Source organism: Streptomyces sp. NPDC003379, from assembly GCF_053589195.1.
Genome location: NZ_JBSFRK010000034.1, coordinates 1 through 12,302, shown reverse-complemented (window position 1 = coordinate 12,302; position 12,302 = coordinate 1). Strand labels below are relative to the sequence as shown.

At 70.6% G+C, this 12,302-nt stretch carries 15 protein-coding genes; 9 read left to right on the top strand and 6 right to left on the bottom strand.

The window, feature by feature from the left end; genetic code table 11:
- Positions 1–84: 84 nt before the first annotated feature.
- A complete protein-coding gene (moaA, locus tag ACWDVB_RS28395) occupies positions 85–1,113 on the top strand; it encodes a GTP 3',8-cyclase MoaA (RefSeq protein WP_451517452.1) in 1,029 nt (342 codons plus the stop codon).
- Here moaA and ACWDVB_RS28390 read toward each other — a convergent pair.
- Positions 1,110–1,325, bottom strand: coding sequence for a hypothetical protein (locus tag ACWDVB_RS28390; RefSeq protein WP_451517451.1), 216 nt, complete (start codon positions 1,323–1,325; stop codon positions 1,110–1,112). The two genes, moaA and ACWDVB_RS28390, sit on opposite strands and share 4 nt — an antisense overlap.
- A 187-nt stretch (positions 1,326–1,512) precedes the next feature.
- Complete coding sequence (locus ACWDVB_RS28385) at positions 1,513–1,899, bottom strand: DUF3099 domain-containing protein (protein WP_451517450.1); 387 nt, start codon at positions 1,897–1,899, stop codon at positions 1,513–1,515.
- A gap of 224 nt (positions 1,900–2,123) precedes the next feature.
- Here ACWDVB_RS28385 and ACWDVB_RS28380 point away from each other — a divergent pair, with 224 nt between their 5' ends.
- Positions 2,124–2,399, top strand: coding sequence for a GlsB/YeaQ/YmgE family stress response membrane protein (locus tag ACWDVB_RS28380; protein ID WP_451517449.1), 276 nt, complete (start codon positions 2,124–2,126; stop codon positions 2,397–2,399).
- Positions 2,400–2,547: 148 nt separating this feature from the next.
- On the opposite strand, the gene tyrS is transcribed toward ACWDVB_RS28380, so the two are convergent.
- The 3 genes from tyrS to ACWDVB_RS28365 are packed head-to-tail and all read right to left on the bottom strand — an operon-like array spanning position 2,548 to position 6,787.
- The gene (tyrS, locus tag ACWDVB_RS28375; RefSeq protein WP_451517448.1) at positions 2,548–3,816 is read right to left on the bottom strand and encodes a tyrosine--tRNA ligase; all 1,269 of its coding nucleotides are present in this window, start codon (positions 3,814–3,816) and stop codon (positions 2,548–2,550) included.
- Positions 3,817–3,872: 56 nt separating this feature from the next.
- A complete protein-coding gene (locus tag ACWDVB_RS28370; protein WP_451517447.1) occupies positions 3,873–5,267 on the bottom strand; it encodes a metallopeptidase TldD-related protein in 1,395 nt (464 codons plus the stop codon).
- A complete protein-coding gene (locus ACWDVB_RS28365) occupies positions 5,264–6,787 on the bottom strand; it encodes a TldD/PmbA family protein (protein WP_451517446.1) in 1,524 nt (507 codons plus the stop codon). The genes ACWDVB_RS28370 and ACWDVB_RS28365 overlap by 4 nt, the downstream gene beginning before the upstream one ends.
- Before the next feature lie 186 nt (positions 6,788–6,973).
- Here ACWDVB_RS28365 and fabG point away from each other — a divergent pair, with 186 nt between their 5' ends.
- The 3 genes from fabG (at position 6,974) to ACWDVB_RS28350 (ending at position 8,945) form a co-directional block, all read left to right on the top strand.
- Positions 6,974–7,693 (top strand): 3-oxoacyl-[acyl-carrier-protein] reductase, encoded by a 720-nt coding sequence (fabG, locus tag ACWDVB_RS28360; RefSeq protein WP_451517445.1) that lies wholly within the window; start codon positions 6,974–6,976, stop codon positions 7,691–7,693.
- Between the two features lie 4 nt (positions 7,694–7,697).
- Positions 7,698–8,459 carry an enoyl-ACP reductase FabI gene (gene fabI / locus ACWDVB_RS28355; RefSeq protein ID WP_451517444.1) on the top strand — a complete coding sequence of 254 codons (762 nt, stop codon included), beginning with the start codon at positions 7,698–7,700 and terminating at the stop codon, positions 8,457–8,459.
- 135 nt (positions 8,460–8,594) lie between these two features.
- On the top strand, positions 8,595–8,945 hold the full coding sequence (locus ACWDVB_RS28350) for a hypothetical protein (protein WP_451517443.1): 351 nt from the start codon (positions 8,595–8,597) through the stop codon (positions 8,943–8,945).
- Here the strand turns inward: ACWDVB_RS28350 and ACWDVB_RS28345 are convergent.
- On the bottom strand, positions 8,929–9,609 hold the full coding sequence (locus ACWDVB_RS28345) for a FadR/GntR family transcriptional regulator (RefSeq protein ID WP_451517442.1): 681 nt from the start codon (positions 9,607–9,609) through the stop codon (positions 8,929–8,931). The two genes, ACWDVB_RS28350 and ACWDVB_RS28345, sit on opposite strands and share 17 nt — an antisense overlap.
- A gap of 56 nt (positions 9,610–9,665) precedes the next feature.
- Between ACWDVB_RS28345 and ACWDVB_RS28340 the strand changes: the two genes are divergently transcribed.
- The 4 genes from ACWDVB_RS28340 to ACWDVB_RS28325 all read left to right on the top strand — a co-directional run bounded on the left by ACWDVB_RS28340 (position 9,666) and on the right by ACWDVB_RS28325 (position 12,169).
- On the top strand, positions 9,666–10,964 hold the full coding sequence (locus ACWDVB_RS28340; protein WP_451517441.1) for a CynX/NimT family MFS transporter: 1,299 nt from the start codon (positions 9,666–9,668) through the stop codon (positions 10,962–10,964).
- 106 nt (positions 10,965–11,070) lie between these two features.
- Entirely contained in the window at positions 11,071–11,187 is a 117-nt protein-coding gene (locus tag ACWDVB_RS28335) for an SGM_5486 family transporter-associated protein (RefSeq protein WP_254374049.1), read from the top strand.
- Between the two features lie 159 nt (positions 11,188–11,346).
- Positions 11,347–11,562, top strand: a complete 216-nt coding sequence (locus ACWDVB_RS28330; RefSeq protein WP_451517440.1) for a hypothetical protein — start codon at positions 11,347–11,349, stop codon at positions 11,560–11,562.
- Positions 11,563–11,650: 88 nt separating this feature from the next.
- Positions 11,651–12,169, top strand: coding sequence for a SixA phosphatase family protein (locus tag ACWDVB_RS28325; protein WP_451517439.1), 519 nt, complete (start codon positions 11,651–11,653; stop codon positions 12,167–12,169).
- The last annotated feature ends 133 nt before the right edge of the window (positions 12,170–12,302 follow it).

Sequence of the window (12,302 nt, the reverse complement as noted above, 5' to 3'; positions counted from 1 at the left end):
TGTCAGAGGTGTCGCGTAAGGTCGAAACCAGTGGGGCCCATACCGATGGGACCTCAGCATCCGACCGCCGGGGAGGGGGCCGCAGTGCTCATCGACACATTTGGCCGCGTAGCCACTGACCTGCGCGTATCACTGACCGACCGCTGCAATCTGCGCTGCACGTACTGCATGCCGGAAGAGGGCCTGCAGTGGCTGGCCAAGCCCGATCTGCTCACGGACGACGAAATAGTCCGCCTCGTGCGGATCGCCGTCACCCAGCTCGGCATCACCGAAGTCCGCTTCACCGGCGGCGAGCCCCTCCTGCGCCCCGGCCTCGTCGGCATCGTCGAGCGCTGCGCCCAGCTGGAGCCCCGCCCCAAGATGTCCCTGACGACCAACGGCATCGGCCTCAAGCGCACCGCCAAGGCCCTCAAGGCCGCCGGCCTCGACCGGGTCAACGTCTCCCTGGACACGCTGCGCCCCGACGTCTTCAAGACGCTCACCCGCCGCGACCGCCACAAGGACGTCCTCGAAGGCCTCGAAGCGGCACGCGACGCGGGCCTCACCCCGGTCAAGGTCAACACCGTCCTGATGCCGGGCCTGAACGACGACGAGGCCCCCGACCTCCTCGCCTGGGCCGTCGAGAACGACTACGAACTGCGCTTCATCGAGCAGATGCCCCTCGACGCCCAGCACGGCTGGAAGCGCGACGGCATGATCACCGCGGGTGACATCCTGCAGTCCCTGCGCACCCGCTTCGAGCTCACCGAAGAGGGCACCGGGGAGCGCGGTTCCGCGCCCGCCGAGCGCTGGCTCGTCGACGGCGGCCCGCACCGCGTCGGCGTCATCGCCTCGGTGACCCGCCCCTTCTGCTCGGCCTGCGACCGTACGAGACTGACGGCCGACGGCCAGGTCCGCACCTGCCTCTTCGCCACCGAGGAGACCGACCTGCGCGGAGCGCTGCGGGCGGCCCCCGAAGACAGCACGGACGGCTCCGACGGTCCGGACGGCTCGGACGAGGCGATCGCCCGCATATGGAAGCTGGCCATGTGGGGCAAGAAGGCGGGCTCGGGCCTCGACGACCCCTCCTCGTTCCTCCAGCCGGAGCGCCCGATGTCGGCGATCGGCGGCTAGCCCTCCCGGGCTGCCCACTCCGCCAGGGGCACGACTTCCTTCAACATGCCCCGCACGCCCAGGAATTGGGAGAGATGCTCGCGGTGCTCCTCGCACGCGAGCCACGTCTTGCGCCGCTCCGGCGTATGGATCTTCGGATTGTTCCAGGCGAGTACCCAGGCCGCGTCAACGCGGCAGCCCTTGGCGGAACAGATCGGCGTTTCGTCACTCACAGTCGCGTCCCAGAACGTTCCGAACAAGGCGACGCCGAGCAGCCACGGGGGGAGCTGCCCGGCGTCGGTCTGTCGCTCCGACGGGGGATGCGGAGCGCGTACGAAGTATGTCACGCGGGACCCGGTGACTGGCACCGGAACTACATGTTGATCTGAGCTTTTCTTGAGCTTGGCGGAACGTCGACGGTCAGTCGTGCTCGCGTGAACTGCCGCGCCGCTGGTCGTACGCGGCGCCCAGGGGATCTTCCGGGACGGATTCCGCGGGACCGGCCGCGACAGGCGGCGCGAGCATTGGCCGAGAAGGAGCGGGTACGAACGTCGACGGAAGCGAAGGGTTGCCCTCGCGGCCCGCGTTGGCGATCACCACGGAGATGTAGGGGAGGAGGACACCGAGCACCAGAGCGACGATGGCGACGTGCCGCTCGACGTTCCACAGCACGGCCGCGGCGACGACGGAGACGGTCCGGACCGACATGGAGATTACATACCGGCGCTGCCGGCCGCGCACGTCGTCCGCGAGTCCCTGACGGGCGCCCGTGATCCGGAAGACCTGGCCATCGCTCTGCTTCCGCATCACGTTCCACCACCCTGTCCGCTGTGCCGGACTCTCCCCGGTATCTGCCCCGGTCCGGCCCCTCCACGTTACGCCTGGCCTGCGCAGCCCACGAGACCGGGGAGGGCCTCAGCTCGGCGCGGTCCCTGCGTCCGGCCACGTATGGGGGCGCCCGACATGCGCCGTACGGCGGACACGCCGACACTGGCGGTAATGCTCACGTAGAGCCGTACAAGGAGGCAGCTATGGGCTGGTTGTGGGCGATCATCGTGGGATTCGTGCTGGGGCTGATTGCCAAGGCGATCCTGCCGGGTAAGCAGCACAGTCCGCTCTGGCTCACCACGGTGTTCGGCATCATCGGAGCCGTCCTGGGCAACTGGCTCGCGACGCAGTTCGGCATCAACGAGACCAAGGGCATCGACTGGGGCCGCCACGCCCTGCAACTGGCCGCGGCGGTCGTGGTCGTCGGCCTGGGCGACGCGGCGTACAAGATGATCAAGGGAAACAGACGGACGGCCTGAGCCGCACGCCCCATGACGAAGGCCCGGCGCCCCACACGGGGAGCCGGGCCTTCGCGGCGCGCGCGGCGACGCGCGCTCAGCAGAGTCAGCAGAGTCAGCAGAGTCAGCAGAGTCAGCAGAGTTAGCAGAGTCAGCAGGGCCAGCAGGATCAGCCCGCCGTGACCTCGACCGCCGCCAGGTTCTTCTTGCCGCGGCGCAGCACCAGCCACCGCCCGTGCAGCAGCTCCTCACGAGCGGGCACGGCGTCCTCGGCGGCGACCTTGACGTTGTTCACGTAGGCACCGCCCTCCTTGACCGTCCGCCGCGCGGCCGACTTGCTCGCCACCAGGCCGACCTCGGCGAGCAGGTCCACGACCGGCCCGAGGTCGGCGACCTCGACGCGCGGCAGCTCCGAGAGGGCCGCGGCCAGCGTCGCCTCGTCGAGATCGGCGAGCTCGCCCTGGCCGAAGAGCGCCTTGGACGCGGCGATGACCGCGGCGCACTGGTCCGCACCGTGCACCAGCGTCGTCAGCTCCTCGGCGAGCGCGCGCTGCGCGGCGCGCGCCTGCGGACGCTCCTGGGTCTGCTTCTCGATCTCCTCCAGCTCCTCGCGGGACTTGAAGGAGAGGATCCGCATGTACGTCGAGATGTCCCGGTCGTCCACGTTCAGCCAGAACTGGTAGAACGCGTACGGCGTCGTCATCGCCGGGTCGAGCCAGACGGCGCCGCTCTCGGACTTGCCGAACTTGGTGCCGTCCGCCTTGACCATCAGCGGCGTCGCGAGCGCGTGCACGCGCGCGTCCGGCTCCAGGCGGTGGATCAGGTCGATGCCGGCCGTGAGGTTGCCCCACTGGTCGCTGCCGCCCTGCTGGAGCGTGCAGCCGTAGCGGCGGTAGAGCTCCAGGAAGTCCATGCCCTGGAGGAGCTGGTAGCTGAACTCCGTGTAGGAGATGCCCTCCTGCGACTCCAGGCGCCGGGCGACGGAGTCCTTCGTAAGCATCTTGTTCACGCGGAAGTGCTTGCCGATGTCGCGCAGGAACTCGATCGCGGACAGGCCCGCGGTCCAGTCGAGGTTGTTGACCATCACCGCGGCGTTGTCGCCCTCGAAGGAGAGGAACGGCTCGATCTGCGAGCGCAGCCGCGCCACCCACTTCGCGACGGTCTCCGGGTCGTTCAGGGTGCGCTCGGCGGTCGGCCGCGGGTCACCGATCTGACCGGTGGCACCGCCCACCAGAGCCAGCGGGCGGTGCCCCGCCCGCTGGAGCCGGCGGACGGTGAGAACCTGCACGAGGTGCCCGACGTGCAGGCTCGCCGCGGTGGGGTCGAAGCCGCAATAGAACGTGACGGGACCGTCCGCGAGCGCCTTGCGCAGTGCGTCTTCATCGGTGGACAGGGAGAAGAGTCCCCGCCACTTCAGCTCGTCGACGATGTCCGTCACGGTCTCGCGTCTCCTCGGCAGTGCTTACAGGGTGCACGTACGTGCAAGGGTCGAGGTTATACGCCCTGGCTGACCGAGCTCATATTGAAATCGGGGACGCGCAGCGCGGGCATCGCGGCCCGGGTGAAGTAGTCGCCCCACTCGCGCGGCAGCGTCTTCTCCGTACGGCCCGCCTCCGAGGCCCGGCCGAGCAGGCCGACCGGCGACTCGTTGAAGCGGAAGTTGTTCACCTCGCCCACGACCTCGCCGTTCTCGACGAGGTAGACGCCGTCCCTGGTGAGGCCGGTCAGGAGCAGCGTGGCCGGGTCGACCTCGCGGATGTACCAAAGGCAGGTGAGCAGCAGCCCGCGCCCGGTGGCCGCGACCATCTCGTCCAGGGAGCGGTCGCCGCCCCCGTCCAGGATGAGGTTGTCGATGGCGGGCGTCACCGGCAGCCCGGTCAGGCCCGCGCTGTGCCTGGTGGTGGCCAGGTGGGCCAGCTCGCCGGCGCGGATCCACTCGGTGGCGCGCAGCGGCAGCCCGTTGTCGAAGACGGACGAGTCGTCGCCCGAGGCGTGCGCGAGCACGAACGGCGCCGACTCCAGGCCGGGCTCGTGCGGGTCGCTGCGCAGCGTCAGCGGCAGTTCGGCGAGCCGCTCGCCCAGGCGTGTGGCGCCGCCCGGCTTGGAGAAGACCGTGCGGCCCTCGGCGGCGTCCCGGGCCGAGGAGGACCACAGCTGGTAGATCAGCAGATCCGCCACGGCGGTGGGCGGCAGCAGTGTCTCGTACCGCCCGGCCGGCAGGTCGATGCGCCGCTGGGCCCAGCCGAGGCGCTGCGCGAGCTCCGCGTCGAGCGCCGCGGGGTCGACGTCCTTGAAGTCACGGGTGGCCCGCCCCGCCCACGCCGACTTGGTGCGGTCCGGTGACTTGGCGTTGAGTTCGAGGGTGCCGTTGGGCTGGTCGTGCCGCAGCCGCAGCCCTGTCGACGTACCGAGATAGCTGGATACGAATTCGTGGTTCGCGAAGCCGTACAGCTCCCGTCCACCCGCGCGGGCCCGTGCGAAGGCCTCGCCGAGGGCGGGTGCGAAGTCGGCGAAGACCGCGGAGGACGTCTCGGCCGGGCCGTCCGCGAAGTCGGCGGAGGGGGCGGTGCCGGTCACCAGCGGCTGTGCGTCCTCCGCAGGGCCAGCCCCGCGCGCGGCCTCTTCGGCGGCCCTCACCAGCGGCTCCAGGTCGTCCTTGGTGACGGCCGAGCGGGAGACGACACCGGAGGCGGTGCCTTCCTTGCCGTCGACGGTGGCGATGACGGTCAGGGTGCGGCCGCGGGTGACGCCGTTGGTGGTGAGGGCGTTGCCCGCCCAGCGCAGATTCGCCGTGGACTCCTCGTCGGCGATCACTACGCAGCCGTCGGCGTTGGACAGTTCGAGGGCGCGCTCGACGATCTCGTGCGGCTTGGGGTTGCGCGGGCTCATCGACCGGCCTCCTGCGTGGTGTTCAGAATGTTCACGCCCCGGAAGAGGGCGGACGGGCAGCCGTGCGAGACCGCGGCGACCTGGCCCGGCTGGGCCTTGCCGCAGTTGAAGGCACCGCCGAGGACGTACGTCTGCGGGCCGCCGACCGCGGCCATCGAGCCCCAGAAGTCGGTGGTCGTCGCCTGGTAGGCGACGTCGCGCAGCTGTCCGGCGAGCCGCCCGTTCTCGATCCGGTAGAAGCGCTGCCCGGTGAACTGGAAGTTGTACCTCTGCATGTCGATCGACCACGACCGGTCGCCGACCACGTAGATGCCACGGTCGACGCCCGCGATCAGATCCTCGGTGGAGAGCCCGCCGGGATCCGGCTGGAGCGACACGTTCGCCATGCGCTGTACCGGCACGTGGCCGGGGGAGTCGGCGTAGGCGCAGCCGTTGGACCGCTCGAAGCCGGTGAGCCGCGCGATGCGCCGGTCCAGCTGGTAGCCGACGAGCGTGCCGTCCTTGACGAGGTCCCAGGACTGCGCGGCGACGCCCTCGTCGTCGTAGCCGATGGTGGCGAGCCCGTGTTCGGCGGTCCTGTCGCCCGTCACGTTCATCAGCGACGAGCCGTAGGCGAGCTTGCCGAGCTGGTCGAAGGTGGCGAACGATGTACCCGCGTACGCGGCCTCGTAGCCGAGCGCGCGGTCCAGTTCGGTGGCGTGGCCGATGGACTCGTGGATGGTCAGCCAGAGGTTCGACGGATCGACGACGAGGTCGTACGAGCCCGCCCGCACGCTCGGCGCCCGCATCTTTTCCGCCAATTGCTCGGGGATCCGCGCGAGCTCGCCCTCCCAGTCCCAGCCGGTCCCGGTGAGGTACTCCCAGCCCCGCCCGGCCGGCGGCGCGAGCGTGCGCATCGAGTCGAACTCACCGCTCGACTCGTCGACGGCGACCGCGGTGAGCTGCGGGTGCAGCCGCACACGCTGCTGGGTGGTCACCGTGCCCGCCGTGTCCGCGTAGAACTTGTTCTCGTGCACGGTGAGCAGCGAGGCGTCGACGTGCGCGACCCCCTCGGCGGCGAGCAGCCGCGCGCTCCAGTCGGCGAGCAGCCCCGCCTTCTCCTCGTCGGGCACCGAGAAGGGGTCGATCTCGTACGAGGAGACCCACGTCCGGTCGGCGTGCACGGGCTCGTCCGCCAGCTCCACGCGCTCGTCCGACCCGGCCGCCGCGATCACCCGCGCCGACAGCTTCGCCATGGCCACGGCCTGCGAGGCGACCTTCGCCGCCGCGTCCATGCTCAGATCGACACCCGAGGCGAACCCCCAGGTCCCGCCGTGCACCACGCGGACCGCGTACCCCAGGTCCGTGGTGTCCGAGGAGCCGGACGGCTTGGCGTCGCGCAGCCGCCAGGACGCGTTGCGCACCCGCTCCAGGCGGAAGTCCGCGTGGTCGGCGCCGAGCGCCCGCGCGCGGGCGAGCGCGGCGTCGGCGAGAGCCCGCAGCGGCAACGCCGTGAAGGCTTCATCGATGGAATGAGGCACGGATGTCTCCCTGCTGTCGGCACCGGTCAGGTCCGATCATGTCGCGCGCGGCGGCCCCGCGGCCAGACCTTTCTGTAGGGATCCAACAGGGAGTCCTCTGCGCCACTGTCGGTCGCCGATTCTCCGTATCGCGGAAGGTACCGATAGGTTTTCGACGTACCAGACCGCTATCGAAAGGGTGATCCGTTGAGCCGCTCGGTTCTCGTCACCGGAGGAAACCGGGGCATCGGCCTCGCCATCGCCCGCGCCTTCGCCGACGCCGGCGACAAGGTCGCGATCACCTACCGCTCGGGTGAGCCGCCGCAGGTCCTCACCGACGCCGGGGTCCTCGCCGTCAAGTGCGACATCACCGACGCCGAGCAGGTGGAGCAGGCCTACAAGGAGATCGAGGAGAAGCACGGGAACGTCGAGGTCCTGGTCGCCAACGCCGGCATCACCAAGGACCAGCTCCTGATGCGCATGTCCGAGGAGGACTTCACGTCCGTCCTCGACACCAACCTCACCGGCACCTTCCGCGTCGTCAAGCGCGCCAACCGCGGCATGCTGCGGGCCAGGAAGGGCCGCGTCGTCCTGATCTCCTCGGTCGTGGGCCTGATGGGCGGCCCGGGACAGGCCAACTACGCCGCGTCCAAGGCCGGTCTGGTCGGCTTCGCGCGCTCGCTCGCCCGCGAGCTCGGGTCGCGCAATCTCACCTTCAACGTCGTCGCGCCCGGTTTTGTCGACACCGACATGACCAAGGTGCTGACGGACGAGCAGCGCGCGGGCATCGTCGCCCAGGTGCCGCTCGGCCGTTACGCGCGGCCCGAGGAGATCGCCGCCGCGGTGAGGTTCCTCGCGTCCGACGACGCCTCGTACATCACTGGAGCCGTCATCCCCGTTGACGGCGGATTGGGCATGGGTCACTGATCACATGAGCGGAATTCTCGACGGCAAGCGCATCCTCATCACGGGTGTGCTGCTGGAGTCCTCCATCGCCTTCCACGCGGCCAAGGTCGCCCAGGAGCAGGGCGCCGAGGTCATCCTGACCGCCTTCCCGCGGCCCACCCTCACCGAGCGCATCGCCAAGAAGCTCCCCAAGCCCGCCAAGGTCATCGAGCTGGACGTGACCAACCAGGAGCACCTGGACCGCCTCGAAGGCATCGTCCGCGAGGAGCTCGGCGGACTGGACGGCGTCGTCCACTCCATCGGCTTCGCCCCGCAGGGTGCCTTCAACTTCCTGGAGGCCACCTTCGAGGACGTCTCCACGGCGATGCACGTCTCCGCGTACTCCCTGAAGTCGCTCACGATGGCCTGCCGCCCCCTGTTCGGCGACAGCGCCTCGGTCGTCGGCCTCACCTTCGACGCGCAGTACGCCTGGCCCAAGTACGACTGGATGGGCCCGGCCAAGGCCGCCCTGGAGGCCACCAGCCGCTACCTCGCCCGCGACCTGGGCAAGGAGAACATCCGCTGCAACCTCATCTCCGCGGGCCCGCTCGGCTCCATGGCGGCCAAGTCCATCCCGGGCTTCGCCGACCTCGCGGACGTCTGGAACACCCGCTCCCCGCTGAGCTGGGACATGGCCGACCCCGAGCCCGCGGGCCGCGGCATCGTCGCCCTGCTCTCGGACTTCTTCCCGAAGACCACCGGCGAGATCATCCACGTCGACGGCGGCGTCCACATGGTCGGTGCCTGACCGGAATGATGGGTGCCTGACCAGGCATTTCGTACGTAGGTGACGCCCCGTCCCCCGCTCCGTGCGGGAGGCGGGGCGTCACCCGTTCGGCCCACCGGCCGGGCGGTGGCGGGCCGGTGCCGCGCACCCTGGAGTGTGCGTCTTACCGGTGCGGTGCTCACCGCTCTCGTCCTGCTGGTCGCCGTGCCTCCCGGTGCCGCGTCCCTGGGCGAGGCCGATCCGGACCGCCACGCGCGCGTGGGGACGCCAAAGCCCCGGCCCTTCGGCTCGGAGTGCCGCACCGGGGTCACCGGCTCCGGCGTCATCGCGTACTGCCACAACCCGTACCCCGAGACCGACCGGGTCCGCCTGCACGTGGAGTGCGACCGGTGGTGGGACATCGACGTCGACAGCGCGCCGGTCGAGGCGGGGCCCGCCCAGACGGTGCGTCTGACCGGGCGGTGCTGGAAGGAAGTCCGCTCGGCCTGGGTCAGCCACCAGAAGTGACCGGACGGCACAGGAACGGATAGCCCGCCGCCTCGGTCGCGGCCGCCTCCGCGTCCCGCGCGCGGATCGCGTCGACGAGCCGGGCGTGGTCCATGTGCGTCTCGGGGGTCAGCTCCGTGCCGATGTCCTCGCGCAGCCAGTCGCGCAGAACCTCGCCCAGGTCCGCGTAGAGCGCCGTCATGACGTCGTTGTGCGACGCGGCGACGACGGCCATGTGGAACGTCGCGTCCGCCGTCACGAAGGCCTCCGCGTCCCCCGAAGCCCAGATCTCCTCGCGGCGCGCGAGGAGGGCGTCGAGCTGCTTGAGGTCGCGTGCGGTGCGGCGCTCGGCGGCGAGCTTCGCGGCGCTCGACTCCAGGGTGCTGCGCAGCTCGGCGATGTGCCGCGGGTCGGCGTCGGCGAACCTGCGGTGCATGACGCCCGCCAGTTCACTGGTCGCGGCCACGTAGGTGCCCGAGCCCTGCCGGATGTCGAGCAGGCCGTTGTGCGCGAGGGCGCGCACGGCCTCCCTGACGGTGTTCCTGGCCACGCCCAGCTGCTCGACCAGCTCCGGCTCGGTGGGGATGCGGGAGCCGACCGGCCACTCGCCCGAGGAGATCTGGTTGCGCAGCTCGGAGATGACCTGTTCGGAGAGGGCCGAACGGCGAGGGGAGGTCAGCGGCATGACGTTCCTTCGTGTGGATTGGACAGCCAATCATCCCATGATTCTATGATGGCGTCATGGCCAGTGAGGAAACCAGCACGATGACACCGACAGCAACGACGCCCCCCACGCGTACCGACACAGGGCAGAAACAACCCCCCACGCGCGCGTGGGCGACGCGTCTTGTCATCGTCGGCATCGTCCTCGCGGCCCTCAACCTCCGCCCGGCCATCACCAGCCTCGGCTCCCTCCTCGAAGAGGTGCGCGACGGCCTCGGCATGAGCGGCACCCTCGCCGGACTGCTCACCTCCGTACCGCCCCTGTGCTTCGCGGTCTTCGGCGTCATGGCGCCCCGGTTCGCCCGGCGCTTCGGCGCCGGCGCGGTGGTCTGCGTCGGCATGGTGGCGATCGCCACGGGCCTGGCGATACGCCCCTTCCTCGGCGGCACGGCCGGCTTCCTCGCCGGCACCGCGCTCGCCCTCATGGGCATCGCGGTCAGCAACGTCCTGATGCCGGTCATCGTCAAGCGCTGGTTCCCCGACCGGGTCGGCTCCATGACCGGCCTGTACTCGATGGCACTCGCGCTCGGCACCGCCCTCGCCGCCGCCCTCACGGTCCCCATGACCGACGCGCTCGGCGGGCGCTGGCAGACCGGGCTCGCCGTCTGGGCGGTCCTCGCCGTCGTCGCCATCGTGCCGTGGATCCCGCTCGTCCGTGACCGGAGCGCGGCCTCCGCCGCACCGGAGCACGTCAGCACCACCGTGCGACAGGAGGACGCCGGACTGCGCATCACCCACAGCCGCACCGCCTGGGCGCTCGCCGTCTTCTTCGGGCTCCAGGCCACGGCCGCGTACATCACGATGGGCTGGATGCCGCAGATCTTCCGCGACGCGGGCGTCCCCGCGGGCCAGGCGGGCGTGCTGCTCGCCGTGACGATGGCCATGGGCGTGCCGCTGGCGTTCGTCATCCCCAAGGTCGCCACGCGCCTGACCCACCAGGGTCCCGTCGTGGTCGTCCTCGGCGCCTGCGGCCTCGCCGGATACGCGGGTCTCTACCTCGCGCCCGCGGGCGGCGCCTGGGCCTGGGCGCTGCTGCTCGGCATCTCCAACTGCGCCTTCCCGCTCGCCCTCACGATGGTCGGCATGCGGGCCAAGAGCAGCGTGGGCGTGGCCAAGCTGTCCGCCTTCGCGCAGAGCACCGGCTACCTGATCTCGATCCCCGGGCCGCTCCTGGTCGGCGTCCTCTACCAGCACAGCGGCGGCTGGGGCCTGCCGATCGCGCTGATGGCGGGGCTGATGGTGCCGCAGATCGTCGTCGGCATCCTCGCGGGCCGCAACCGCACGGTCGAGGACGAAGTGGCGGCCAGGGCGGCCTGACCGCACCGGCGGGGGTGCGAACCGGGGCTGACCGCACCGGCGGGGGGTGTGAGCCAGGCCCGACCCCACCGGCGGGGGTGCGGGTCCGGGGTGCGAGACTGGCGGTATGCCCGTCCTTGACCCGAACCCTCAGAACGGCCAGAAGAAGCTGCTCATCGTGCTCGGCGCGATGCTGGCCATCACCGTGATCATCGGCATCGTCGCCTCCATCGCCTCCCCGTGATCCGACCCGATGGTGGGGCTGGCACCCCCATCCCCTAGGGGGTCAGTGTCAGGGTCAAGTGGGTGGGTCACCGGATGGGCCCAAGGGCCGCTGATCGCCTAGTTTCGAGTTGTGCCCGCGACGACGCGGCACGGACCACTCGAAGACCACGGAGGCGGCATGTCGGCCCGCACGCACACCCGGCGCGACCCCGCGGAGTCGGGCAGCGTCGAGATCCAGCTCCCCTGGTGGGCCATCGCCCTGCCCGCCGTCGCCTTCGCGGCCCTGCTCCTGCTGATCCTGAACCCCGCGGACGCCCACGCCGCGACCAGCGAGCCCGTCGTCACCAACCTCGTCGAGCGCATACAGGCGATGGTCCTGCGCGCGACCCCGTGACCACCGCCCCGCCGGAGCCGTCACCCGCCCAGGGCCACCGCGTCAACTACCTGCGCCCTGTGGCGCGTTTCATGCGAAGCTGGGATGCATGAGCGTCGCAGAACCCCGCAGGATTGTCCTCTTCCGGCATGCGAAGGCCGACTGGCCGCAGATCTCCGACCACGAACGGCCGCTCGCCGACCGAGGCCGCAGGGATGCCCCCGTCGCCGGACGCAAGCTGGCCGACAGCGGCATCCCCTTCGACCTGGCCCTCTGCTCGACCGCGGTCCGGACCCGCGAGACCTGGAAGCTCGCCGTCCAGGAGCTGCCGCAGCGGCCGAAGACCGTCTACGAGGAGCGGTTGTACGAAGCCTCTCCCGGCGAGCTGATCGCCGTGCTCAACGAAGTCCCGGACGACGTGCAGAACGTCCTCCTGATCGGCCACAACCCCGGAGTGCAGGGTCTGACCGACATCCTCGCCGGGGACGCCGAGGGCGATGCCCGGGAGCGGCTGACCCGCCGAGGCTTCCCGACCGCGACCTTCTCCGTCCTGACGTACTCCGGTTCCTGGAAGGCGCTCGAACCGGGCGTGGCCACCCTCGTCGGCTACTGGGCGCCGTCCGAGTAGACCTGCTCCCCCTCCGTCCCTCCTTCGTCGGTACGACGACGGGGCTCTACCGTCTCGACGCCATCCTCCACGGCACGACGCCCCTGGAGATCCAGCGCCGTCTGATGGTCGGCTCCGAGGGCACCTTCGGCGT